Source organism: Legionella sp. PATHC032 (assembly GCF_026191185.1).
In the GTDB taxonomy this organism is placed as follows: Bacteria; Pseudomonadota; Gammaproteobacteria; order Legionellales; family Legionellaceae; genus Legionella.
Window position 1 is genome coordinate 2640423 of record NZ_JAPHOV010000001.1, and the last position, 25703, is coordinate 2666125.

The window sequence follows — 25703 nt, forward strand, 5'->3', positions numbered from 1 at the left end:
TTCATTGCAGAGAGAGGATAAGAGAAGGCGGTATATATCCCCCCATTAATTGCTCAACACGTTCTGCAACAGCCAGTGCAGTAGTATCTTTCCAGCGATTAGCAGCTATTAATACATTAATGGGTAACCCATCAGCTGAAGTTCCGCACCTTATGCTGATCGTTGGAAATCCGCTTAAGTTGTGTGCCATCGCATAGGAAAAATCGCGGATTTCTTTAATCCCAATCCCATGAGGTTTTGCCACCTTTGGAAACACTGGACTGATCAATACATCATAATCTTGCATAAATGAGGCTAATTCCAGACGAAACAAATCGATTTCACGCATACGTTGATGCAATTGAGTTACTGAGAATTGAGATTGTTCTGCTTGACGCAAGAATTCTTGTAATTCCCATGACAGATTGTTAATCCCTAACTCCGATAACATGTTTTTAAATCCTACTCCTCGATCACCCCCGAGAAAAAGCTCCCAGTGCAAATCAAAAGCCTTACTGATACAATCAGGTCGTAACTCCCTCACAATGGCCACATCATCCTGCAAAGCCAAGGCAGCCGATTTAATAACTTCTTGTATCTCCGCCTCAACCGGCGTAAAACCATTTTCTGTAAAATAGGCTATGCGCAATTTTTTAAGTGGCGCAGCAGGTATAACTGAAACAGGATTTGTATAAGGATCATATTGATCAGGACCAGCAAGCACAGAAAGTCCCAAGCAGACATCACTGACAGAACGAGCCATGGGCCCGAAAGAAATTAGGCTGCCTATAAGACCATAGGAATCTCCACCCACAGAGCCTGTATGAGGAAGATGGCCATGTGTTGGTTTCAATGCAACAATGCCGCAACAATGAGCAGGCTGCATCAAACTACCTCCACCATCGGAACCCAAAGCAAAAGGAACCCCTCCTGCTGCAATCAAAGCAGCAGAACCACCACTACTCCCTCCACTGGTTCTAGCTAGATCATAAGGATTATTGGTCCGTCCATAGATTAAATTATCCGAATCACCACCGCGACACAATTCAGGAACATTGGTTAAGCCAAGAACAATTGCGCCTTCCTTTTTTAGTCGAGAAACCAATGTCGCATCATGCATCGCTTTTTCTCCCTTATAAAATCCTGAGCAAGCCGAAGAACAAATTAACCCTTTCACATACAAAGCGTCTTTTATGGCAACTGGTAACCCCATTAACCTGTTCAAACTTTTTTTCGAAGCGATACTCTTATCAATTTCTTTTGCCTGCTTTAGGCATTCCTCAGGGGGAACACGTTCCGTGAGCGCGTTGATTACTGGATTGATCTTATCAATATGGTTTAAATGCGCCACCATGACCTCTACAGCCGAGAGTTCTTTCATTTTAATGCGGCGAATGATTTCTGTTGCTGAAAGGAGATGAATGGCATCCATAGCTTTAGTAAAATTCCCTTAAATAATGAAACAGATTGTTAATGAAACATCGAATAAGCCTAAAAAGCAACTTTCAGTATCCGTCTCAAACTATTGCAAATAGTGCAAATTTTATGGAACATCCACTTTTTTAGCAATATGGACTATCCTGTTGGTTCAAATTATACCAACCATGCCTTCAGTTTGCATAAATAAGTCAATTCCCACACTCATTCCGGCATTAATCATGGAATTAAATTGAAATAACATGAAATGAATTCTATTATCTAGTCTTGATAAATTTTCTATCTTGACAATTGCTTGCCAATAGAGATTGTTTGATAATAAAAATTATTCCCGAGTAAGGAGAGATCGGTGGCGCTTTTTATATTTCTAATACTAGTTGGTTATTTAATGGGCTCCATTAATTCAGCTATCATCGTGTGCCGTACGTTTGGGCTTCCCGACCCAAGAGAAGAGGGCTCAAAAAACCCGGGGGCTACTAATGTACTTCGTCTTGGAGGGAAACAGTACGGTATCCTGGTCATGGTATGCGATGCTTTAAAAGGTATACTTCCTGTAATCATCGCCAAATATTTAAGCGGCGAACCTGTAACCATTGCCTTTACTGCCTTAGCAGCTGTTGTTGGTCATATGTACCCTGTTTTCTTTCATTTTAGAGGCGGAAAAGGTGTTGCCACAACAATAGGAGCCTTGTTAGCGTTTCATTTTGTAATTGGTATCATGGTTGCAGCAACCTGGTTACTGGTAGTGAATTTCTGGCGCTATTCCTCTTTAGCATCAATAATTTCTATCACTTTAGCTCCTTTTTACTCATTAATATTGGTGGGTAATCTCAATATATTCCCCCCTTTATTCATGATCACTATTCTGGTTCTCTACAAACACCGAGATAATTTTAATCGTTTAATAGATGGAAAAGAACCTAAAATCAAATTTAAACACAGTGTGATAGAAGAAATAATGGAAGCTTCTCCAGCTACGTCTATAGAACAAGAGTTTCCTGGCAAAGAAGTCATTGATACGAATATTGAAAAAGCAGAAAAGACAGAACAAGCTGAGACTGTAAAAAAGCCAAAAGCCAAAAAAACTACGACAAAAACAAAAAAGACAACCAGCACAGAAGAAACAACTAAAAAACCGAAGTCAACCAAACCCAGAACAAAAACTGTCAAAGAAAAGGAATAAGACACAAATACTCTGCTTAATGCATAAGCCTAGTTAATGATGATAATAAGCATCTGGCAATATGCGCCGAAGACACCCCGTCCTTGAACGCCCGTATTCGAGTGCAGGTTGCCAGATCGTTGCGACTAAAAAAGCGGAGTGTACAGATTGGTACATGAGCATTTTTTAGAGTAATGATCTGGCAAGATGCGCCGAAGACAGGCGTTCAAGCGAGAGGCCAACGAGGTTTGACCACAATACCCCACCCCTCATCACTCTCCCCTCGCAGCATTCGCAAACATCCCGCGTAAGCGACCATTGCGCCATTGTCTGTACAATATTCCAGGGCGGGGAAGTAAACTTCCCCTTGAATGTCTTTAATCCATTTTTGCAAAGCGCTACGTAACGCTTTATTGGCCCCTACCCCCCCTGCTACCACCAGGCGCTTCGATTGAGATTCTTTAATGGCCCTTTTGCATTTGATGATTAATGTTTCGACTACTGCTTGTTGGAATGCTTTTGCAATTTCTGAACGGTCGTTTTCTTTTTTTGTGCTTTGATTCCAGGTATTTAAGGCATGGGTTTTTAGCCCACTGAAACTAAAATCCAAACCTGGCCTGTCAGTCATGGGACGGGGGAATTGGTAGGGTGTTGATGAACATTCATCAGCTAAATTTGCCAACACGGCTCCTCCGGGATAGGGAATCCCCATCAGTTTGGCTGTCTTGTCAAAAGCTTCTCCTACTGCATCGTCGAGAGTGTCTCCTAATAATTGATAGTCACCAATATTGTTAACTTCTATCAGCTGGCAATGACCACCGGAAACCAACAGAGCAATAAAGGGAAAATCCAGAGATGGGGTTTCCATTTTTGCTGCTAACAGATGGGCTTCTAAATGGTGAATTGCCAATGCCGGGATATTTAAGGCATAGGCGAGACTTTTAGCAAAGCAGGAACCAACTAACAAAGCACCAATTAATCCAGGCCCTGCGGTGTAGGCTATTCCGTCCAATTGGTTTTTACGAATTTGCGCTTTGGTTAATACCTCATCGACCAAAGGAATCAAATAATTTACATGATCTCTTGAAGCCAGTTCTGGAACAACACCGCCATGAACACGATGAGTAGCAATTTGTGAATGCAAGGCGTGAGACAATAATCCTGATTCTGAATCATAGACAGCAACACCTGTTTCATCACAGGAAGACTCTATACCCAATACAAGCATGAACTACCTCAATAATCGGAATCAATTTTCCAGCTCTTAATCGTTTTTCAATTATATCACAGACAAAAGATACCATTAAATTAAAGAACAATGTCTTGATAATTTGCTAAAATAGCAAGAAACGTATAGATTAATCTTGACGAGGGGAAAATCTAGCACTAGAATTGCCCACCTATTAAGATTAAATAACCAGAGGACTAGTTAATGCCTACCGTTCGTGTAAAAGAAGGCGAAAACCCAGAATATGCACTACGACGTTTCAAACGCTCTTGTGAAAAAGCCGGTATTTTAACCGAATTACGTCGCCGTGAGTTTTATGAAAAACCAACCGCAGAGCGTAAGCGCAAGCAAGCTGCTGCAGTAAAACGTCATCTTAAAAAAATATCTCGTGATGTTAGCTCAAAACGAGGTGTTGGCCACCGACGTAAAAAAAGCACTACCTGATCTGATTTTTTCAAGATTAACTGCACTAAAAAGCAAGTTTGCATGAGGCACTTAAACAGTGCCCTGTTTTAGAAATCTGCTATTTTTAATTGTTTTTATTTGAAATTGGCCTTCGTGGCAGTTTCGGTAGTAAATCGCAGCTCGTCCTATATTACACCAAGGTCACATTGTATGTGGCCTTTTGTTTTTTAAGGAATTAAAATGACTATAAAAGAACAAATCAATAATGACATTAAAGACGCTATGCGCGCAAAGGACAAAAACTTGCTCAATGCTTTACGCTTAATCAGTGCTGCTGTAAAACAAATTGAAGTCGATGAGCGTATTGAGGTGGATGATGAACGCATGTTAGTCATCCTGGATAAAATGTCCAAGCAACGCAAAGAATCTATTGCTCAATTTGAAAAAGCAAACCGTGACGATCTGGTTGCCCAGGAACAGTTTGAGTTGAATGTCCTTGCAAAATACCTGCCTGAACCTTTAACTAACGATGAAATTGAAGAATTAATCAGCGATGCGATCAAGTCTACTGGTGCTGAAAAAATATCTGATATGGGCAAAGTCATGGCGATCCTTAAGCCAAAATTACAAGGACGTGCGGACATGGCTCAAGTCAGTGCCCGGATAAAGGCAAAATTAAACTGAGCTCCAATATGTCTGGCTTAATCCCACAGCCATTCATTGATGATCTATTACACCGAACAGATTTGGTGGAGTTAATAGATGCATACATTCCTTTGAAAAAAAGAGGCAACAGTCATATTGCGTGTTGCCCTTTTCATAATGAGAAAACACCATCATTCAATGTCGTTGCAAAAAAACAATTTTATCATTGTTTTGGTTGTGGTGCTTCAGGTAATGCCATAAGTTTTATCATGAATTATCTGAATCAAAGCTTTACGGATGCTGTTGAAACCCTTGCGACACGCTTGGGCTTAAGTGTTCCGCGAGATGGTACAGGAGAAAAACATAAATCGTCTCTCAATCTATATAACCTCATGTCAGAAGTCAGCCAATATTATCAAAAAAAATTAAAATACAATGGACTAGTGGCAATTGATTATCTTCGCAGCAGAGGTCTTAGTGGGGAGATAGCCAAACGATATCATTTAGGTTATGCGCCTGAAGGATGGCATAACCTTGAAAAAGCTTTTCCTAACAATCAGCGTGAACTATTGAGCACGGGTATGCTAATCAAAAGCGATGACGGTAAAATTTATGATCGATATCGTAACCGAATTATGTTCCCCATACACGACAGGAATGGGCGTGTGATCGGTTTTGGTGGCCGGGTACTCGATAAAGATCAAAAACCCAAATACCTTAACTCACCGGAAACAGTACTCTTTCAAAAAAGTCGTGAGTTATATGGCTTGCATCAAGTTCTGTCCCAGCAGAAAAATCCCGACAGCATTATTGTTGTTGAAGGTTATTTGGATGTCATTGCCTTGGCACAGCATGGCATTTTTAATGTGGTCGCAACCCTGGGTACTGCTACCAGCACATTCCACATACAATTGTTGGCAAAACATACCAAACATCTCATTTTTTGCTTTGATGGTGATGCTGCAGGTAAACAAGCAGCCTGGCGGGCAATGGAGAGCAGTTTACCGCATTTGAATGCCGGATTAGATGCTGGATTTATTTTCTTGCCTGATGAACATGACCCAGATAGCCTGGTAAGAAATGAAGGAGAAAACGGTTTCCTGGAACTCTTACAGCAAGCGACTCCACTCCACCGCTTTTTCTTTGATACTTTAGCTAAAGATATTAATTTATTAAATCCTGCAGGAAAAACACAGCTGATCAACGCCGTGAAACCCTATTTGCAAAAAATGGTTGAGGGATCATACAAACAGTTGCTTATTGATGACTTGGCACGTTTGACTCATATTGAAAGCCATCGCTTAAATAACTTGATTACTGAAAAAGCTGAAAGCAAACTAGAAGTACAAGCCACTATTTCTCGTTCACCGCTACGTATTGCTATTGCGCTCCTCTTACAAAACCCCGAAATTTATTCTGTAGCAATACAACAAATCAATCCCAAACTGCTCAATGAACAGGAACATCATATTTTATTGAAATTATTTCAACAATTGAAAGACAACCCCAATGCCAATACTGCCACCCTCATTGAATTCTGGCGCAATAGCAGTTATTTTGAATTGATAGTTAAATTAGCGGCCTGGGATCATCAAGTACCTGACCAGGAGCTTACTAAAGAATTTATTGATGTCTTATTATTTTTACAAAAGCAAAATCGTGAGATATTGATACGACAGTACATAGAAAAATCCAGAAAAACTGGCTTAACAGAAGCTGAACGGCTCAGTTTACAAAATTTATTAAAGGAAAGACATGGGCAAGCTGAAATTGAAAAATAAAAATACTGAAATACTGGTATGTTGCAGCTACCCAGTTTATAATTTAAAACTTTTTGTAATTTCCCATTGTTCCAACAGAAGTGCCTATGACCATGAATGACCAAGATCAGCAAAGCTCACAAATTACGAAAGTCATTAGCCTGGGTAAAGAGCAAGGTTATTTGACTTACAGTCAAATTAATGACTTATTACCTAACATTGTGGATACAGAGCATTTTGATGTAATCATTAGCATGCTGGAAGGCATGAACATCAAAGTTTTTGAGCTTCCACCCAGTGAAGATGAACTTGCGCTCTTATTAAATACTGAAGAAGTACCAGATATTGAAGAAGCAGCCATGGTCCTCGCCTCTGTGGATAAAGAAACAGGCAGAACAACTGACCCGGTTCGTATGTATATGCGCGAAATGGGCACAGTAGAACTTCTGACTCGTGAAGGTGAAATCCGTATTGCCAAACGCATTGAAGAAGGAATATACCAGGTTTTAAAATCCCTGGCGCATTATCCGGAAACCGTGCAGCTGGTTCTTGAAGACTATGATCGTTTCCTTGCTGAAGAAATTCGCCTTAATGAAATCATTAGTGGTTTTGCTGATGTTGATGAAGAAATAGCACCTGCCACCAACATTGGTTCTATGCTTGATGAAGAGCAACAGGAAGATATACTTCTTGATGTGGATGAGGAAGATGAAGACGGCGAAGGCGGCATATCTGATGTGGATGATGGCCCCAATCCTGAGCAAGCAAAAGTTTATTTTGATGAATTGCGCGAAACATTCGACAAGGCAATGAAAGCCCTCAAAGAACATGGTCGTACGCATAAAAAAACGGTCGAATTGCTTGACGCCATGTCTGAATCCTTCTTGAAACTCAAATTGACTTCCAGACAAGTGGATAAATTAACTCGTCATTTTCGCCAATTGCGTAATCATATCCGTGAATTTGAGAGAAGCATTATGCGTCTTTGTATCGAAAAAGCACGCATCCCCAGAAAATTGTTTATAGATACCTTCCCAGGACAGGAAACTGATCTGAACTGGTTAGAAACCATTATCAGTAAACATGCCAAAAAACTTGATCTTCAGCGTATAGAAGAAAATCGGGATGAAATATTACGCTTACAATCCAAGCTGGCCTCTTTTGAAATAGAATATGGATTAACCATCAGTGAAATCAAAGACATTAACCGCAAGATGTCTATAGGCGAAGCCAAAGCAAGGCGTGCTAAAAAGGAAATGGTCGAAGCCAACTTACGGCTTGTGATTTCTATCGCAAAAAAATACACCAACCGTGGCTTGCAATTTCTTGATTTGATCCAGGAAGGCAACATTGGCTTGATGAAAGCAGTCGATAAATTTGAATACCGACGTGGCTATAAGTTTTCTACCTATGCGACCTGGTGGATTAGACAAGCGATTACACGATCCATTGCCGATCAGGCACGTACTATTCGTATTCCGGTTCATATGATTGAAACCATCAATAAACTCAATCGCATTTCTCGCCAAATTTTGCAAGAAACTGGCCGGGAAGCGACTCCGGAAGAGTTGGCAGAAAAAATGGAGTTAAGTGAAGATAAAATTCGCAAGGTTCTGAAGATAGCCAAAGAACCTATTTCCATGGAAACCCCTGTCGGTGATGATGACGACTCTCATCTGGGTGATTTTATTGAAGACAACAACATTGAATCGCCCATCGACATGGCTACAGCAGAAGGTTTAAGAGAAGCCACTTTAGAAATACTGGAAACTCTAACCCCACGCGAAGCCAAGGTTCTGCGTATGCGTTTTGGTATCGAAATGAATACAGACCATACCTTGGAAGAAGTCGGTAAACAATTTGACGTAACCCGCGAACGTATTCGCCAAATCGAAGCGAAAGCACTACGCAAATTACGCCATCCTTCACGTTCAGAAAAGCTAAGAAGCTTCCTTGAAGGAGATGAAGGTTAATTTAATGACTGTTTTTATAAACAGTCATTAAAAAAATATAAAAAATAGTAGAACATTAAAGAAATTAAGTTTAAAATGACCCCCTCTTCGGGCCCATAGCTCAGTTGGTCAGAGCAGCGGACTCATAATCCGTTGGTCCTAGGTTCAAGTCCTAGTGGGCCCACCAATAAAATCAAGTAGTTACGTTAGTTTTCAGAAAATCGCAAAAAGTCATGTAGACGCAATGTAGAGGCTCTTCCCCAAATCCGGGGGCAATAATCAAGAACACAAAACTTTAACCCTTAACCTGTAATTTTCAAAATTTCTAAACCCATAAGCACGCCGTTGAATCAGTTTCATCTTACGATGAAACCCCTCAGTAATGCCGTTGTTTTTAGTAAACCGCCACATTCTAACCACTTCTTCCCGCCATTGATATAATGTTTTACCTAACGTTTTGAGTGATTCAAAAGGGCTTTCCTTCAGACTGGCAACCAGTTTAAGAAAGAGAGGTATTAAACGCGTACACTGCTTTGCGGTGCGATGTTTTCGCATGAGAAGCCGATGTAATCGCTGTTTAAAGTAATATATTGCAGCAATGACAGGCTGCTGTTGCAAATAACGTTCTCGTCTATTGAGTCGCTTTACCGTGAGATTATTAGGATTAGTTCTCAATGCGGCCAAGAGGCCTCGCTGATACTTCATTTCGGGATCAATCTGCTGATAAGTCTGCAAACAGAATTGATTCAATAAACGAATCACATGAAAGCGATCGGCAACAATCATGGCATTGGGAAAGTAACGCCTGATCAACTTGCGGTAACTCGAGCTTAAGTCAATACAGACTACCTGTACTTTCTCTTTTCCTTCCAAGGTATTAAGATAGCTCTCTAAGTCCTTTTCTGAGCGCCCCTCAACTACATCAAATATTTTATGTTTGGCCAAGTCACAAAAGGTTGTGGCATAACCCACTTTCCTATTAAAGGAATGCTCATCCAGGCCTAGTATTCTAGGACAAGAACGTGTAGCTATCTTCTTGGAACGAAGCTCATAACCGTAATGATACCAGCGCTCTACCGTCGATTTACCCAGCTTTAAGTCGCGCGCCAAATCTTTTTGACTGACTCCTTTGCTATGATAGTGAAACACCTGTTTACGCAAACTCTCGCTGGCTCTTTGATATTTACCTATCCCAGGAAAACGTTGATTAAAATAGCGACCACAAGCAGAACAATAATACTTATGAGCCTTAATACACAAGTAACTGCGACGCAATCCAATCGACTCATGGCGTATTCGCCTTATGAAACTGTCTTTTTTACGTAACTTCTTATTTCCACAATGAACACAGCGAACAACACAACGATAAGTGACTTCGATAAAAACCGGGTTCTCCCCACTCACCTTTTTAATAGAATATCCCGGTAAATTTAGGATACAATCTTTCTTGGGCATTTTAATCTTCCTTTTGACCGTCAAATCAAAGAGTTAGTCTATACTAACTTGATTAAAATGCCCCCTTTGTTGGGGTAGAGCCAATGTAGACAATTAACAGGCTCTTTACCAATTACGGGGGCACTCCCCAATTAACAACACAGGGCTCTTCCCCAAATCCGGGGGCAATAATCAAGAACACAAAACTTTAACCCTTAACCTGTAATTTTCAAAATTTCTAAACCCATAAGCACGCCGTTGAATCAGTTTCATCTTACGATGAAACCCCTCAGTAATGCCGTTGTTTTTAGTAAACCGCCACATTCTAACCACTTCTTCCCGCCATTGATATAATGTTTTACCTAACGTTTTGAGTGATTCAAAAGGGCTTTCCTTCAGACTGGCAACCAGTTTAAGAAAGAGAGGTATTAAACGCGTACACTGCTTTGCGGTGCGATGTTTTCGCATGAGAAGCCGATGTAATCGCTGTTTAAAGTAATATATTGCAGCAATGACAGGCTGCTGTTGCAAATAACGTTCTCGTCTATTGAGTCGCTTTACCGTGAGATTATTAGGATTAGTTCTCAATGCGGCCAAGAGGCCTCGCTGATACTTCATTTCGGGATCAATCTGCTGATAAGTCTGCAAACAGAATTGATTCAATAAACGAATCACATGAAAGCGATCGGCAACAATCATGGCATTGGGAAAGTAACGCCTGATCAACTTGCGGTAACTCGAGCTTAAGTCAATACAGACTACCTGTACTTTCTCTTTTCCTTCCAAGGTATTAAGATAGCTCTCTAAGTCCTTTTCTGAGCGCCCCTCAACTACATCAAATATTTTATGTTTGGCCAAGTCACAAAAGGTTGTGGCATAACCCACTTTCCTATTAAAGGAATGCTCATCCAGGCCTAGTATTCTAGGACAAGAACGTGTAGCTATCTTCTTGGAACGAAGCTCATAACCGTAATGATACCAGCGCTCTACCGTCGATTTACCCAGCTTTAAGTCGCGCGCCAAATCTTTTTGACTGACTCCTTTGCTATGATAGTGAAACACCTGTTTACGCAAACTCTCGCTGGCTCTTTGATATTTACCTATCCCAGGAAAACGTTGATTAAAATAGCGACCACAAGCAGAACAATAATACTTATGAGCCTTAATACACAAGTAACTGCGACGCAATCCAATCGACTCATGGCGTATTCGCCTTATGAAACTGTCTTTTTTACGTAACTTCTTATTTCCACAATGAACACAGCGAACAACACAACGATAAGTGACTTCGATAAAAACCGGGTTCTCCCCACTCACCTTTTTAATAGAATATCCCGGTAAATTTAGGATACAATCTTTCTTGGGCATTTTAATCTTCCTTTTGACCGTCAAATCAAAGAGTTAGTCTATACTAACTTGATTAAAATGCCCCCTTTGTTGGGGTAGAGCCAATGTCCTTTATATTGGGTGGAGCCTCTTAATTTCCTGATTTAGTTCTATTACATTGCTTGCATAACAACTGGCAATTTTCAGCAATCGTTTTGCCTCCTTCATGCCATGGCTTTATGTGATCTGCTTCCATATCTTTTAGCTCAAATTTTTTACTACATTTGGAACAAATACCTTTTTGTTTTTCGTAAGCCTCTCGTTTCATTTTGTCGGTGAATGATCGTATATTTAAATATTTCTCCTGTCTTGATAAAACATAGTGATAAATACCCGATTTTTTAGTTACATCCTCATCTTGCATCAAAGCACTAATTTCTTCTTCCAACTTATCGGCATTTAATTTTTTATCTTTGAATTCATTGTATAGCTCGCCCCATTGTACATATCTCATCTCCTTACGATAATTGAAAAAGATCTCTCGTACCCAAGCAATTACATTTTGAAAATAGAGCCATAAATCATCTGCGTTGGGGTCATGCTGATGTTGAGCCATATAATCCTCAATTTTACCCCCACTTATCCATGAGAGGGTAGTTTCCAAATATTCTTGTCTAATTGGTGAGCCTTTAATTAGTTGCCCACCATCATTAGACAAAAGATATGCTACACATTGAGTTTTGCTAAATTTCAACTTCGCATTGCTTAACCAAGGTCCAGTATAAACTGCATTGCGTATTTCTTGGTTAGTCAGTTTTTCACCCGCAATGTTAATAACTTTAAACCATTCTAATCTTTCTTTATCTTTGCCTTCACAAAAATAAATCATTAATTCATAATCTAAAATTTCATTCTGTTCATCAATTGTTAGGTTGTGAAAATAGCGATTATCAATTGAAAAATCTCCGTTTACATATTGTCCGATACTAATCGTTCGTTGTTGTCCATCTAACATTTCATAATTACCATTCTCTTTCACCATCCAATACATCACATTGAGCGGAAAATTTTTCTTGATAGTCTCAAGGACCTCATCACGCTGTTTACCACTATAAACAAACTCACGTTGATATTTTGGGCGTATATCAAGCTTGCCTTCATAGGCAACCACTCCTTCTTCAGCATTATCTTTATAACCAACCATCACTTGGCGGATCGGAATTTTATGTAGTTCAATTTTCATGATGTTTAGTTAATTTCCTTTTTTTAATAATAACTCTTGCATAAGGAACTTTAACTACTCCATTGTTAATCATATATAAATCACCATTAACAGCTCCTCTTTTTTGAACTTCTTTTCTATATTTCCTGTGTTCTTCCTTGTATGGCTGAACACCAATTTCAATTCCAGAACTAGATATACCTAAGCCAATGATTTCAAACTGATCCGGATTATGTTTATCGAGGAAGGTAATTGGAACACCCATTAAACCATCATAATCAAAAGGTATATCTTTGTATTTATTTACATTAATAGCATCATAGTTTTCATATTTAGGATATTCTTCACGGTTATATTTTTTGTAGAGAGTTAATTCTTCTCTATGCTTTGATACTTCCAAATTAGTAAACCAGCAAGAAGTTGATACGCGGGCAACCTTGTTTCCTTCTTTATCAATATGATGGAATTTTTCCCAATTATCGGGCACTACAAAATACATGCCCACATTAAAATTGGTGTAACCTGTTCTGATCTTATTTTCCTTAAATAATTTAAAAACTTCCTTATAAGTCATTGAGTTCGTATTACCTATTATTAAAAATTTCTTATTGTATTCAGTTAACTGAGCAAGATATTCACGCAACAACGAAAAAGGAGGGTTTGTCACGACAATTTCAGCTTCTTTAAGTAACTCAATACACTCATCACTACGAAAATCTCCATTACCCTCAAGGGGCTCGGCTACATTAGAATCATGTTTAAGTAGCAACTCAACATCTGATAAACCTATTGCTCCGTCCGAATCAAGATCTTTTACCTCGTTAATTTGAATTTTAAAGGGTTCTTTTCCTTCGGGTTTCAATCCCTCAATTTCAAGCAATGATAACTGTCTACCCGTAATCGGTGACGGAAAAAAACTAGTTGTGATAAGTTTTTTTAGACCTAGGGCATTGAAATTGGTGGCAAAATATTTAAAAAAATTGCTTTCATAGGGATCATCACAATTGCAATATACTGTTTTGCCATAAAACTGGTCCTTATAGTGTTTTAATTCTTTTTCAATATCAGCAAGTTGAGTATAGAACTCATCATTTTTTGCTTTAGCGGCTTTATGCAGGCCTTTATTTAAAAAGTTATTGTTCATAAGTCCATTTATTAGTTGATTTAAATTTATGCCCAAACCATTCCTAATCTCCATAATTTCCATTATTGAAGGTTTTTTTATATCACCTAGCTCCATTGAGACTATAGCCAAATAATGAATATCATCCTTCTTAACTAATGCTGCTTTATTCAATTTTAATCTTCTCGATAAATTATTTTTTGTTCATTTTTGTCAGAAATTAAATAAATAGTTATATTTTTAGAATAGTAAATTATTTATTTTTTTCAATTTTTTAGCTTAGGGTGCATAGGCTCTATGCTAAGGGGGATAACAGAAGAAAATTTTTAAGAAAGCTAAGAGAAAATGACTTTTTTTATCACCTACAATTCACTGATGCATAAAGGGGTCAGATCCTGATGAATCCCGTCAAATTTTCGAAAAAAAGATATATAAAAGAATAGGTTGTAAAATAGGAAGAATAGACATGTATGGTAGTTCGTGATCTAATTCATTTTGCGAAAAACAATTAAGATAGGAAAGACCATGCATGCAGTGAGATTATTGCAAACGAATATAGAAAAGTCATGTCCAAATATTCATAAAAAGCGAACTGGTTGTTTATTTGAAGTGGTCGGTTCGTTAATTGATTGTGGAAAGTTATGGATAAGTGCTTTAGGCAGGGGCCTGAAGAATCACACGACTGCAAAACATAATATAAAGAAAGTAGATACCTTGGTTGGCAATAGAAAATTGCATGACGAATGAGACTGTTTTTATAACTATGTGGCTACTACTTTGATAGGCACTAAAACACAACCAGTAATAATTGTTGATTGGTCTCCAGTATCAGCTGATTGTAAGCATTACTTTCTACGAGCATCAGTTACCGGAATAGGTCGTTCAATGACTATCTATGAGGGGGTTCATCTTCAGAAGCATTATGCAAATAATACTATTCATACCCATTTTTTAAGAAAATTACGCTCCATTCTACCCGAGAACTGTCATCCTATTGTTGTTACAGATGCAGGTTTTAGAAACACATGGTTTAGGCTTATTACTAAATTAGGATGGGATTTTATTGGGAGAGTAAGGTTTCAGACGTTGATAAAAATAGGTGATGAAGATTGGGTCTATGTGAAACGCTTATATCCGAAAGCGACAACGACACCTAAATACCTAAGTCGAGCGACCATTGCCAGAGCAAATCCACTGAATGCAGACCTTTATATCTATAAGGAACGTAGTAAAGGTCGTATAAAAAAGACGATTCAAGGAGTAAAGTGTCAATCAGGCAATAGTAAGAAATATGCTAAAGGAGCTAATGAGCCATGGCTAATTATTACGTCTCTTTCAAAAGGCTTAAATACCGCTAAAAAATAATCAAAATATATAAATTACGCATGCAAATCGAAGGCGCTTTTAAAGATATAAAAAATAAACGTTATGGATTTCGTCTCCCTGAATCTGGTACAAAAAGTATCGAGCGCTTAGAAAATTTAATCCTCATCGCTCTTCTTGCTACAGTAGTTGCGTGGTTAGCTGGTCAAGTTGCAATATCCAATAAATAGCACTATCAAATTCAGGCCAATACCGTTCGTTCTATTCCTGTATTAAGTATCATGTTCATTGGGCTTCATATTCTAAGGCATTTAACTTTTTATAAAATAAGTAAAAAACAACTGATACAAGCTTTTTCTTATATCAGTAATCATGTGTTAGATTGGGGAAATTATGATTGTGTAAAATTATGACGGGATCGTTCAGGATCTGACCCTAGTCCCGTTTATTTATAGATCTGCAAATGCAATATTCAATTACTGAATTTAATTTCATTTAAATAAATCTCCAATTCCATTGTGAGCGATTTATAATCCATATTGACCGAAGATAAAATCCATTTTAGATGATAGTTAGGATGGTCTATTAGGTAGAAAAACATAAATTTCCAATACAAATTAAAAATCGAATGAATACACCACTCAATTATTCAACCTCTTTCATTATTTATTTCATGATTTACACGGCCGCTTTAGGGTCTCAATCGACATTCCCGATCGGTAACATTTTTATTTAATATCTAAAAAACATGATATTATTACCGATCGGGAACATTTTGTGGAATTTTCTTCAAATAGGGTATAAAATTACCGTACGGGAACATTAGAAGAAAAATGATGATTCAATCTCCAGAAAATATAGGACGTTATATTCGCAAAGTTCGTAAAGAACTTAATGTTACCCAAAAAGATTTGGCTTTAACTGCTGGAACTGGATTGCGTTTTATTATTGATTTGGAAAATGGAAAGCCCACTTGCCAAATTGGAAAAATGCTGCAAGTACTACAAGTACTTGGGATTCAACTCAACTTATCTCATACTGATTTCGAAAATGAAAAATCATAAACTTGATGTCTATCTTAACCAAACACTAGCAGGCCAATTAAGTATCGATACGCATGGCGATATGTCTTTTGTGTATGATGAAGGTTACCTGGAAAACAATAAAAATCTCCCGTTGTCACACTCCCTTCCCCTTCAACAAGCCCCTTACTCAACGAAGCAATGCCGTCCGTTTTTTAGCGGACTATTGCCTGAAGCCCATATGCGTACTGCTATTGCCCGTCAATTGGGTATCAGTGAAAAAAATGATTTTGCCTTATTAGCAGCTATTGGTGGTGAGTGTGCCGGAGCTGTGATGATATTACCTCAAAATACATCCATAACTCAGCTAAAGCCAGACTATAAAATTATCAAAAAACAAGATGTATTAGAAATCCTGCAAACCATGCATCAAAGACCCATGATAGTCGGTGAGGATGGAATTCGTTTATCCCTTGCTGGAGCTCAGGATAAACTTCCAGTTGCCATTATTGAAGGAAATCTCGCAATACCAATGAACGGTGCACCGAGTACTCATATTTTAAAACCAATTAATCGAGACTTTCCCTCCTTAATTGAAAATGAATCTTTCTGCCTTAATCTGGCACAAAAAATTGGATTAAATGCTGTGGACGCATCAATCCATTATGCTGATGGTACCCCTTATCTGTTGGTTAAACGTTATGATCGGGTTGAGACAGAGCAAGGAATCCAACGTCTTCATCAAGAAGATTTTTGTCAGGCAATGGGCATTAGCCCTGAAATGAAATATCAGCGAGAAGGCGGCCCCCAAATTAGTGAGTGCTTTGGTTTTATAAGAGAGATATCAAGCCTCCCTGTGCTTGACATAAAAGAATTATTACAAGGGATTCTGTTTAATGTCATTATTGGCAACAATGATGCACATAGCAAAAACTTCTCTTTGCTCTATCATGGTTCAAAAGTTCGTTTAGCACCTTTCTACGATCTGATTTCAACCGTATATTATCCTAATCTTGCCAGTAAAATGGCGATGAAAGTTGGAAGTAAATATGATTTTGATGGCCTATTTCCACGCCACTTTATACAAATGGCAGAGGAGGCTCGTTTATCGGGTGCCTTAGTGCGTAAAGAAGTCTTGAATCTAATTAGCAAAATTCAAAAGAACATAACCCCTAGCCCCTTTACCAGCATCATTTTACAACGTGCTGACAAATTATTTCAAAAGTTCCAGAAGGCTTCAACAGGATAATATTTGTAATAATAGTAAGGCAGAAAAGCAATACCATGATGAAGGCATGACATTTTATGCAAAAAGGGATATAGTATCTATGGATAACGCCTTTGCAAATCGTGATGAGTTCCTGGTTTTGAATGTATTCTACACCAAAGAAAATGCCAAGGAGCTAGAAATTCAAACAAATCCGCATCTGCAAGCACAAATATTTGAGTAATGGAATTTTATCAAAGAGAACATTAAATAATGTCATTATTCAGTCAAATTTATAAAACAACTAATATTTGTAGTGAATTCCTGAGATAAAAATTACAATATAATCAATAGCTTATTTTGTAATTGAGGGCTCATAATCCGTTGCATAGAGTTCAAATCTCAAAAGTAGCATAGCTGCTTTTGATAATAATTCAAATCTATCAAGCAAGCCCCCTTGCTTTTTAGCAGAAGGAACATGAATTTTTTTCATTGTTTTAATATCAGTCCAAACTATCTCATTATTGAATAGTCATGCATTAAATACCTCTATGTTTAATACATAACAGTCATTTAGAAATAAATATTCCCCTAAACAACATGAGGTCAGAAGTATGTAGATAATTTTTTTCTTCACTTCGCATCATCAAACAATTTTCCATAATTCCGCCCTTGATTCCTGGATACAACAATATCAGATCTTTTAATTTGCTTGATGGCTAATTCTAAACCATGCTTAATCGGCAGTGCAGAAAGCTCTTTGAGATATTCCCCTAGCTTGCCTCTTAATTTTTTAAATTTAGGAGTTTTTAACTTGCCTGCAGAGTCATTCATCAATAAATATCTTTTTTGGAGATTACCTGAAAACATAAATCAATTTTTAAATACTACCAGCTTTCTCTATGACAAGTATTCTTGCAGCCCCTTTTGGATAAGCTACATGCTCACATCCTTCTTTCAAATAACATATGTCCCCACTATTTAATTCTTTTTGATTTTCTACACCACCCTCACGGTAGTGCATAATCACTTTTCCAGACAGCACAACAAAAACCTCATCTCCATCATTCTTATGCCAAATATATGGTTGATCTGCCCAATGAAGTCTAATGCTCGCATTAGATATTTGAGCAATATCTAATGCTTGCCATGCAAAATTGCCAGTAAATAATGATGATTTAATTATTTGCATATTACCTTACGCTTATTAAATTTTAGTGGTTTTAGACTCCTGGCTAGCAGCCAGAACGAATAATCCTTTTTGCTCCAATTTCCTAACTAAATTATAATCACTTTCAACTTGTTCTTTCGATTCATGGCTTAGAATTAATAGGCCAGGCATGGAAAAAAGATCGACTGTTTTCTTAAGATACTTACCAGGTCGAACGTTAAGTTTAAGAGTTACAAAACTAATTAATTTTTAATATACTCTAGATTTTGATGTTCATCTAAAATGGGTCTATTCCGAAGACATTGGTTACAAATTATACCGGAGACATAGGTAACACTTTAGGCCCTAAAGGATTACATAAACTTCCAAGAAGCAGTGGACTAAAAAACGCCACTTCCCCATATAAGTTGATCATCTACATCAGCGTTCATCCTCCAGAATTTTAATACTCATTATTAAAATTTCATTAAGAATTTTAAGAATACGCTAATTATTCATCGATAAAATGACACGCATCAACTCAATAAGATTAAAAATTATTCATATTGAGGCGATGAGTTTATTAAATAATTGCAAATTAGGAGTTGTCCAATGCTTAGCAAAAAAGAAACATTACTCAGTAAACGTTCAGTTATCAATCATGATCATTTAATAACTGATGAAACTCGCATGATAGGAATTTATAGAGAAAGTGGTGACTTATCAATTTATGCTGAATCACCTGAAGGAATTGAACATTTCTCTATAAATCGGGGAAACAATCTTGATATGGTGATATTACCACATACTTTAGTTGGAACCTGGAGACATCATCAATTACTTCGTACGGTGGAACAAGCAGCACAAATTCGGGCATTAAGAATAAGATCTCATGATTACATCGAACAATCAGTCACCCGAACGGAACTCGAGCAATTCAAAGAGGTATTTATGCTCGCATGCAAAGAGGAAATAAGCAATCAACCTGAAATTGAAGATTATCTCCAAACCGCTTTGGGTAAGTTACATGGAGAACCAGAGATGACTTACAAACCAAAGTTCACAGAGCAATGCAGCATTCTCTAATTTTTATTAGAATAATCAGAGAAAAAGCTCGAGACTCAAAATCTTCGAGCTTTTTAATATCCTTCATCAGTTCGATTAGTACCAAGCTTATTTGCAAACTGTATCGTTCTCAACTAACCTCAAACAAAAAGCCATTAAAAATAGAGTAATCCTAAGCCTATTAAGGTCGCTATATATGGATGATGTTTTATGGATAAACTTAATCTCAATTTATTACGCGCTCTGTATGCGCTATTAACCTGTCGTCATCTAACTCTTGCTAGCAAAAAAATGGGCATAAGCCAATCCTCAATGAGTATTTATTTGAAGCAACTTCGTGAGCATTTCCATGATGATCTGCTTGTTCGCGGTCAAGGTAATATCATGCAACTGACTCCTTTGGCTAACTCGTTGATAGGAAAAACCCGACAAGCACTCTCACTGATTGAAACACTATTTACTATTTCTGACACCTTTAATCCTTTAACTTCAGAAAGAAGTTTCTCAATTGGTATGACTGATTTGGTGTCGATTTTATTGACTCCAAGCCTGATTCTCCGATTGGAACAAGAGGCTCCGGGGATAAAATTGAATATTAAGCATCCTAGCTATTTAAATTCGGCGGAAGTGTTTGAGTCCGGTGATATTGATTTAATGATTGGTATGTTTGAGAGAGTTCCAGAAAGCTTAAAGCAACAAAAATTGTTTCAAGATGAAGCCGTCATCGTTGGGGGCAGTAACCACCCAGGAATCCAAGAAGGGAAAATTTGCATTCAAGAACTATTAAAGTACCCATTAATTCAATTCTCATTAAGAGAAACCCCTTTTTACAATTATTTCGATCGTTATTTACGTCAACTAGGACATGACAAACGGGTTTCTATTAGCGTAGGACAGGGGATCATGCCTTTACTTGCCCTGACTGATTCTCATTATCTTACATTAAGCATTCGCCAAGTAGCTGAAAAGTTATCTCATTTGATACCATTAAGTATTGCTTCAGTTCCCTTTGAGGTTGACCCTTTTCATTGCTATCAATATTGGCATCAAAAAGATGATGTTGATCCTGGGCATCGTTGGTTCCGGGAAATGGTTCGCAGTATAGCCAAGAAATGTTATTTGAAATAATCCATTTAAACCCGTTTGCCCCTATCTTCATATAAAATAACAGCTATCGAAAGAGTTTCGTTCCTGGCGGTACGTTTTTCTTTACCCTCACATTATATAATAGAAAATCAACCATATTGGTTGATAATATTCATCTCCTGAAATCCTTCTTTCGTACCGACAAAAACAAACACCCTTTGTCCATCAAAGCTTATGTTATTTTACCCGACCACCTTCATATGATATGGCAATTGCCAATCGGTGACACCGATTACTCCTTGCGATGGAAACTAATAAAAGCGCTGTTCTCAAAATCTATCAATAAAACGGGCTTTCAATTATCTAAAACCAAATACAACGAGTATCGTCTGTGGCAGCGGAGATTCTGGGAACATACCATTACAAGCTCGGACGATTATGAAAATTATGTGAATTATATTCACTTCAACCCAATCAAACATGACTTGGTACAAAAGCTATCCGCCTGGCCTCATTCCTCATGTCATCACTATATGCAACAAGGTGTATTCAGGAAAATTGGGTAATCCAGATTGTTCATGTAACACTAACAGGACTTACGATACCCCCCAATCTCTTTGTTAAAAAATGTTTTTTATTCGGTCATTAAAAACATTTTTTGCCTCGACCTTGGGGTTTATCGTAAGTCCTGACTAAATAAACCTTTGGCGAATAATCCTTGATTACGCTGCGCTGCATCAAGGCTACACTTGCTACTGATCTGATAATTAGACAGTGCTTTCATTTCTAAAAATTAATTTAGTTTTGTTTCCTATAATAGTATTTAGATTCTCTTGATAAATTTTCTTCTTTCTTAATTTTTATCTTTAGGAATAACGGAAAAATAAGCAAATGAAAGTAAACTATGACTTAAATGACTTATCAACTTATGACCAGAACCAACTTTTAAAGGAGCTGAATAGTTCATTGGAAGGACTAAGCAATATCCAAGCGCAAAAACTGTTAACTGAATATGGTACAAATGAAATTCTAAGAAAACCTTATCATGTCATTATATTTGAAGCCATTTCGCACTCTATTAATCCTTTAGTTGCCATTTTATTTTTTGCGGCTTTAATTTCAGCATTTACAGGAAATGAAATTAATGCCGCAATAATAATTAGCATCATTATCATTAGCATTGGTCTGGATTATTTTCAAAGTCATCGTGCACTTATTGCAATTAAAATGTTACAAAAGAAAATAGCAACTACAGTAACAGTCTTACGTGAAAATCAATGGTTAGATATACCTGCAAAAGAATTAGTTTCTGGTGATTTATTTCGATTATCTGCTGGTGATATGGTACCTGCAGACTCCATACTTTTAAAATCAAAAGACCTTCATATTCACCAAGCTGCACTAACTGGGGAATCAATGCCAGTTGAAAAGGAAGCTATCCCCCTAAAGATCAAACCCCAAAATCCTCTTGACGCACACAATGTTATATTTTCAGGCTCATCTGTAATCGGGGGTAGCGCAACAGCACTGGCAATTAATACGGGAAGTGATACTTTATTCGGACACATCGCAGAAAGCTTAAAGAAGAAACCACCACATACAGAATTTGAACAAGGCATGATGCGGTTCAGCGCTTTTATCATGAAAATGGTATTTCTGTTGGTAATCTTTGTATTTTCAATCAACATATACATGCACAGACCATTACTTGATTCCTTACTGTTTGCTGTTGCGCTTGCCGTAGGCCTTACACCCGAATTACTTCCAATGATCACTACAGTGACTTTAGCGGCTGGTGCCGTTCGCATGTCAAAAAAAAAGGTAATTATCAAAAATTTATCAGCAATCCAAAACTTCGGAAGCATTGATATTTTATGTAGTGATAAAACAGGCACTCTAACAAGCGGAGAGATGGAGTTAACACAATACCTGGATTTTTCAGGTGAACAATCTGAATTTGTAATGTTATTAGCCTACTTAAACAGCTTATATATAACAGAAATCAAGAGTCCCTTTAATATTGCCGTATTAGAAAAAGCAAAATTAAATCCATTAGATTTAGCGATCCTAAAGCATGATCATCCTGATATTCAACCGTACCATAAGGTAGATGAAATTCCCTTTGATTTTGAGCGCCGGCGTTCAAGTGTCATTGTTAGCAAAAATGAAAATCACCTGTTTATTTGTAAAGGTGCTCCTGAAAACATTATGAGTGTGTGCTCATATTATGATTTTTCAGGTGAAAAACAAATTTTTACCGAAAAAGAACAACAACAATGTGAATTGCTTTTCCAATCCTTAAGCACACAAGGATATCGAGTCTTAGCTATTGCCTATAAACTAATGAATCAACAACTTAAATATACTCGCAGAGATGAAAAAGAAATGATCTTCGCAGGTTTTTTAGCCTTTACTGATCCTCTTCTTGAAGATATTCCAGCAGTAGTTAAAGATTTGCGCCATGAAGGAATAAATATAAAAATCTTATCTGGTGATAATTTAATTGTTACTCAACACATCTGTAAAAAAGTTGGTATGGATACAAACCGTATTTTGACAGGAGAAGAAATTTCAAAAATTACCGACGATGCGCTTACCTCACTAGCAGAACAAATCGATATTTATGCTCGTATAAACCCTATGCAGAAACAGAGGATAATCTCTGCTCTACAAAAAAGAGGTCATGTCGTCGGTTATCTTGGAGATGGGATAAATGATGTACCATCTTTACATCATGCTGATGTGGGAATTTCGGTTGCCTCTGCTGTTGACATTGCTCGTGAAGCAGCAGATATAGTTTTGCTGGAACACCATCTAAAAGTTTTATTAAACGGACTCATGGAAGGTCGTAAGTCGTTTAGAAACGTCATGAAATATCTCATGATGGGTACAAGCTCAAATTTTGGCAATATGATTAGTATGGCAATTGCAGTCCTGTTTTTACCTTTTTTACCGATGCTCCCCAGACAAATATTATTGAATAATTTACTTTATGATATCTCTCAAATAACGATACCCACTGATCGTGTAGATCCCGGATCAATACATAGATATAGGAAATTAGATATTAATATAATTCGTCAATTTATGCTCTATGTTGGGCCTATTAGTTCTATATTTGATTTTTTAACATTTTTTGTCATGTTAAAAATATTTTCTGCCAATGAGTCGCTGTTCCAAACTGGTTGGTTTGTCGAATCTTTAGCAACTCAAACTTTAGTTATTTTTATTATCCGCACGTCTAAAAAACCTTGGCAAAGTATACCAAGCATCCCTTTAACAGCGACGGTTCTGTTAATAGTTATGGTGGGAATATGGTTACCATTCAGCCCACTTTCTGGATTATTTGGATTTGTACCCTTGCCACCATTGTATTTTCTTTTTTTGATTACAGCGACGTTTGCTTACTTATTTCTGGTTGAAGTAATTAAAAAAAAGATCATGTGGAAATTATATTAACCAAACAATATTATCATTCATTTGCAGGATCAAAATGATTAAATAGTAAGTGTAGCCTTAATGCAGCGAAGCGTAATCAAGGCTACACTTGCTGGTATATAGAATTTTGATTCTAAATTGACTATACGTGGATCTAAAATACTGTCCTCTTAAAATGAGCCCTAAACTTCAACAAAGTATTCATTTTTTAAGAGCAAGCTCAGTGTTCTTAAAAATAAATCCATCCTCTATTCCGGTATACAGTTTACCTACTTCAGCAACAGACAACTTCAGGCAATTCCAAGCCTGATGCCTCAATGAAAGGTGTTACCAAAGGATAAAAAAGTACAAGGTCGCAAAGAGCAATTAAAATATTCACCAGGCAGACTCCCAACGGCATGTATAGAATCTGGCAATACGACAATAGCTTCCATGTTGAAAGGATATTTTTCTTTTACATGGCGAAAAGTGTCACTCAACAAATTAATATGGCAGGTAAATAATCTGAATTTCCGATTTCTCAACGCAAGAGTAAAAAACAAGTCCCGCCGGGGGTAGCATCTCGACGATAGTGAACCATTATAATTTATGAGGTTGGTGTTTCCTGGCAGTATTTTATATCAGTTCTTGACTTCGGAAGACATAATGAAACCCCGGGATACGGCCTGTGTCCTCCTCCCAGGCTGCTTACAAATCATAAGATGCAAAATTTTTCTTCTTTTGGAGCTGCCTCTACAGTCAATACTCCAGGATTACATCAAGAAACAACTTGACCTTACTTCAGGGATAAGAGCTTCTACCCTTTTTGTCGTATTTTCTACTTTAACATCAGTCTTTTCTATATACTCATTTAGTCCATCAATTAATTTATTTTGACTGGTCAATTCTTTGTGTATCGCTTCGGCGATCTCATGAGTTCGATTTACAGTTTTTAATAAAATGTTCAACTGTTGATCTTGCTCTTTCATCATCAGCTCTTGTTTTTCCTGTAATTCCGTATTGCTTAAAGAAGATAATATTTTTTTAGTACTGCTATTTTTCTTCATGATTAAAACCTTGTTTTATTTAATTATTGTATTTTACTATCTTTTGATCTAGTTACATAAATGTTTATTATTTAAACAAATAAGCATGATTATACGCTTCCCGATTCGAAATCAACAACAATAAACAGATCTGTCGTAACTCCATGAATGCGCCACTTTTATGGAGTTAGGATATAGCAGGCCTGCACAATAATTGATTCGATATTTTTTATACTATAATTTATTTAAACTTAAACGGAGAATGTCATGCCCTTTCAACTTCCTTTTGAAAAAAAGAAAAACCCATTAAATCCTGTGGGGCTCTGTTCTTCAGATATTTGTTTCGTGAACTTGTCAGTATTTTCTGCTTCGGAATTATTCGCAGGGGCAGACCCGGAAAAGGTCATACAAGAATTAACTATGGTAAGCAAATCATATGGCTCAGCAATAAGCTACCATAGATTGCCCGCTGGCTCTACAAAAGATCTGTCAGAGCATTCAAAATATTACCTTAATCTTATCGATAAGGCTATTGAAGATGTCAATTTAAGTCTGGATGACAATAGCAAGGCAACGTATTCTCTCAGATTTGCTCTATTACAACCATTACTTGTGAACCTGGTAGCGGCTGCGGAAGTATTGAAAAACGAAAAAACTCAAGAACAGGAACAAAAATCAAGTCATTCTGTAAGATTCATGTAATTCCTACTTTTC

25 protein-coding genes, 1 tRNA gene and 1 pseudogene are annotated in these 25703 nt (G+C 37.4%); 17 read left to right on the forward strand and 10 right to left on the reverse strand.

Features of this window, described 5'->3' with window-relative positions; translation table 11 throughout:
• Nucleotide 1 precedes the first annotated feature (1 nt).
• Complete coding sequence (locus OQJ02_RS11765; RefSeq protein ID WP_265719208.1) at nucleotides 2-1411, reverse strand: amidase; 1410 nt, start codon at nucleotides 1409-1411, stop codon at nucleotides 2-4.
• Nucleotides 1412-1765: 354 nt separating this feature from the next.
• Here OQJ02_RS11765 and plsY point away from each other — a divergent pair, with 354 nt between their 5' ends.
• Nucleotides 1766-2599 carry a glycerol-3-phosphate 1-O-acyltransferase PlsY gene (gene plsY, locus OQJ02_RS11770; protein WP_265719209.1) on the forward strand — a complete coding sequence of 278 codons (834 nt, stop codon included), beginning with the start codon at nucleotides 1766-1768 and terminating at the stop codon, nucleotides 2597-2599.
• Between the two features lie 205 nt (nucleotides 2600-2804).
• Here the strand turns inward: plsY and tsaD are convergent, their stop codons facing one another.
• The gene (tsaD, locus tag OQJ02_RS11775; protein WP_265719210.1) at nucleotides 2805-3806 is read right to left on the reverse strand and encodes a tRNA (adenosine(37)-N6)-threonylcarbamoyltransferase complex transferase subunit TsaD; all 1002 of its coding nucleotides are present in this window, start codon (nucleotides 3804-3806) and stop codon (nucleotides 2805-2807) included.
• Nucleotides 3807-4010: 204 nt separating this feature from the next.
• Here tsaD and rpsU point away from each other — a divergent pair, with 204 nt between their 5' ends.
• The 5 genes from rpsU (at nucleotide 4011) to OQJ02_RS11800 (ending at nucleotide 8755) form a co-directional block, all read left to right on the forward strand.
• A complete protein-coding gene (gene rpsU, locus OQJ02_RS11780; RefSeq protein WP_027222453.1) occupies nucleotides 4011-4250 on the forward strand; it encodes a 30S ribosomal protein S21 in 240 nt (79 codons plus the stop codon).
• A 201-nt stretch (nucleotides 4251-4451) separates the two neighbouring features.
• Entirely contained in the window at nucleotides 4452-4895 is a 444-nt protein-coding gene (locus OQJ02_RS11785; RefSeq protein WP_265719211.1) for a GatB/YqeY domain-containing protein, read from the forward strand.
• Nucleotides 4896-4903: 8 nt separating this feature from the next.
• Complete coding sequence (gene dnaG / locus OQJ02_RS11790) at nucleotides 4904-6637, forward strand: DNA primase (RefSeq protein ID WP_265719212.1); 1734 nt, start codon at nucleotides 4904-4906, stop codon at nucleotides 6635-6637.
• A gap of 86 nt (nucleotides 6638-6723) precedes the next feature.
• On the forward strand, nucleotides 6724-8589 hold the full coding sequence (rpoD, locus tag OQJ02_RS11795) for an RNA polymerase sigma factor RpoD (RefSeq protein WP_265719213.1): 1866 nt from the start codon (nucleotides 6724-6726) through the stop codon (nucleotides 8587-8589).
• Nucleotides 8590-8678: 89 nt separating this feature from the next.
• Nucleotides 8679-8755, forward strand: a tRNA-Ile gene (locus OQJ02_RS11800).
• Between the two features lie 92 nt (nucleotides 8756-8847).
• On the opposite strand, the gene OQJ02_RS11805 is transcribed toward OQJ02_RS11800, so the two are convergent.
• The 4 genes from OQJ02_RS11805 to OQJ02_RS11820 form a co-directional block, all read right to left on the reverse strand.
• On the reverse strand, nucleotides 8848-10023 hold the full coding sequence (locus OQJ02_RS11805) for an ISL3 family transposase (protein WP_265718344.1): 1176 nt from the start codon (nucleotides 10021-10023) through the stop codon (nucleotides 8848-8850).
• A gap of 171 nt (nucleotides 10024-10194) precedes the next feature.
• The gene (locus OQJ02_RS11810; RefSeq protein ID WP_265718344.1) at nucleotides 10195-11370 is read right to left on the reverse strand and encodes an ISL3 family transposase; all 1176 of its coding nucleotides are present in this window, start codon (nucleotides 11368-11370) and stop codon (nucleotides 10195-10197) included.
• Between the two features lie 109 nt (nucleotides 11371-11479).
• Complete coding sequence (locus OQJ02_RS11815) at nucleotides 11480-12571, reverse strand: HNH endonuclease family protein (protein ID WP_265719214.1); 1092 nt, start codon at nucleotides 12569-12571, stop codon at nucleotides 11480-11482.
• Nucleotides 12561-13847 (reverse strand): adenine-specific methyltransferase EcoRI family protein, encoded by a 1287-nt coding sequence (locus OQJ02_RS11820; protein WP_265719215.1) that lies wholly within the window; start codon nucleotides 13845-13847, stop codon nucleotides 12561-12563. The genes OQJ02_RS11815 and OQJ02_RS11820 overlap by 11 nt, the downstream gene beginning before the upstream one ends.
• 351 nt (nucleotides 13848-14198) lie before the next feature.
• On the opposite strand from OQJ02_RS11820, the gene OQJ02_RS11825 reads away from it, so the two are divergent.
• The 6 genes from OQJ02_RS11825 to OQJ02_RS11850 all read left to right on the forward strand — a co-directional run bounded on the left by OQJ02_RS11825 (nucleotide 14199) and on the right by OQJ02_RS11850 (nucleotide 17469).
• Nucleotides 14199-14420 (forward strand): hypothetical protein, encoded by a 222-nt coding sequence (locus tag OQJ02_RS11825; protein ID WP_265719216.1) that lies wholly within the window; start codon nucleotides 14199-14201, stop codon nucleotides 14418-14420.
• A gap of 18 nt (nucleotides 14421-14438) precedes the next feature.
• Complete coding sequence (locus OQJ02_RS11830; RefSeq protein ID WP_265719217.1) at nucleotides 14439-15038, forward strand: IS4 family transposase; 600 nt, start codon at nucleotides 14439-14441, stop codon at nucleotides 15036-15038.
• 20 nt (nucleotides 15039-15058) lie between these two features.
• Nucleotides 15059-15226, forward strand: coding sequence for a hypothetical protein (locus tag OQJ02_RS11835; protein WP_265719218.1), 168 nt, complete (start codon nucleotides 15059-15061; stop codon nucleotides 15224-15226).
• A 603-nt stretch (nucleotides 15227-15829) separates the two neighbouring features.
• Nucleotides 15830-16060: a helix-turn-helix transcriptional regulator gene (locus OQJ02_RS11840; RefSeq protein WP_229309790.1), complete on the forward strand. Its 231-nt coding sequence runs from the start codon at nucleotides 15830-15832 to the stop codon at nucleotides 16058-16060.
• Nucleotides 16047-17267, forward strand: coding sequence for a type II toxin-antitoxin system HipA family toxin (locus tag OQJ02_RS11845; RefSeq protein ID WP_265719219.1), 1221 nt, complete (start codon nucleotides 16047-16049; stop codon nucleotides 17265-17267). The genes OQJ02_RS11840 and OQJ02_RS11845 overlap by 14 nt, the downstream gene beginning before the upstream one ends.
• 79 nt (nucleotides 17268-17346) lie before the next feature.
• Nucleotides 17347-17469, forward strand: a complete 123-nt coding sequence (locus OQJ02_RS11850) for a hypothetical protein (RefSeq protein ID WP_265719220.1) — start codon at nucleotides 17347-17349, stop codon at nucleotides 17467-17469.
• Nucleotides 17470-17580: 111 nt separating this feature from the next.
• On the opposite strand, the gene OQJ02_RS11855 is transcribed toward OQJ02_RS11850, so the two are convergent.
• The 3 genes from OQJ02_RS11855 to OQJ02_RS11865 all read right to left on the reverse strand — a co-directional run bounded on the left by OQJ02_RS11855 (nucleotide 17581) and on the right by OQJ02_RS11865 (nucleotide 18417).
• Nucleotides 17581-17718, reverse strand: a complete 138-nt coding sequence (locus OQJ02_RS11855) for a hypothetical protein (protein ID WP_265719221.1) — start codon at nucleotides 17716-17718, stop codon at nucleotides 17581-17583.
• A 140-nt stretch (nucleotides 17719-17858) separates the two neighbouring features.
• Nucleotides 17859-18059, reverse strand: a complete 201-nt coding sequence (locus tag OQJ02_RS11860; RefSeq protein ID WP_265719222.1) for a hypothetical protein — start codon at nucleotides 18057-18059, stop codon at nucleotides 17859-17861.
• 46 nt (nucleotides 18060-18105) lie between these two features.
• Nucleotides 18106-18417: a cupin gene (locus OQJ02_RS11865; RefSeq protein WP_265719223.1), complete on the reverse strand. Its 312-nt coding sequence runs from the start codon at nucleotides 18415-18417 to the stop codon at nucleotides 18106-18108.
• A 570-nt stretch (nucleotides 18418-18987) separates the two neighbouring features.
• On the opposite strand from OQJ02_RS11865, the gene OQJ02_RS11870 reads away from it, so the two are divergent.
• The 4 genes and pseudogenes from OQJ02_RS11870 (at nucleotide 18988) to mgtA (ending at nucleotide 23985) form a co-directional block, all read left to right on the forward strand.
• Complete coding sequence (locus OQJ02_RS11870; RefSeq protein WP_265719224.1) at nucleotides 18988-19461, forward strand: hypothetical protein; 474 nt, start codon at nucleotides 18988-18990, stop codon at nucleotides 19459-19461.
• A gap of 189 nt (nucleotides 19462-19650) precedes the next feature.
• Nucleotides 19651-20568, forward strand: a complete 918-nt coding sequence (locus OQJ02_RS11875) for a LysR family transcriptional regulator (protein WP_265719225.1) — start codon at nucleotides 19651-19653, stop codon at nucleotides 20566-20568.
• A 56-nt stretch (nucleotides 20569-20624) separates the two neighbouring features.
• Nucleotides 20625-21092 (forward strand): annotated as a pseudogene (locus OQJ02_RS11880) (REP-associated tyrosine transposase); the annotation flags it as partial.
• A gap of 325 nt (nucleotides 21093-21417) precedes the next feature.
• Nucleotides 21418-23985, forward strand: a complete 2568-nt coding sequence (gene mgtA / locus OQJ02_RS11885; RefSeq protein ID WP_265719226.1) for a magnesium-translocating P-type ATPase — start codon at nucleotides 21418-21420, stop codon at nucleotides 23983-23985.
• Between the two features lie 731 nt (nucleotides 23986-24716).
• Here mgtA and OQJ02_RS11890 read toward each other — a convergent pair.
• A complete protein-coding gene (locus OQJ02_RS11890) occupies nucleotides 24717-25010 on the reverse strand; it encodes an SNARE domain-containing protein (protein WP_265719227.1) in 294 nt (97 codons plus the stop codon).
• A 246-nt stretch (nucleotides 25011-25256) separates the two neighbouring features.
• Here OQJ02_RS11890 and OQJ02_RS11895 point away from each other — a divergent pair, with 246 nt between their 5' ends.
• Nucleotides 25257-25691 (forward strand): hypothetical protein, encoded by a 435-nt coding sequence (locus OQJ02_RS11895; protein WP_265719228.1) that lies wholly within the window; start codon nucleotides 25257-25259, stop codon nucleotides 25689-25691.
• The last annotated feature ends 12 nt before the right edge of the window (nucleotides 25692-25703 follow it).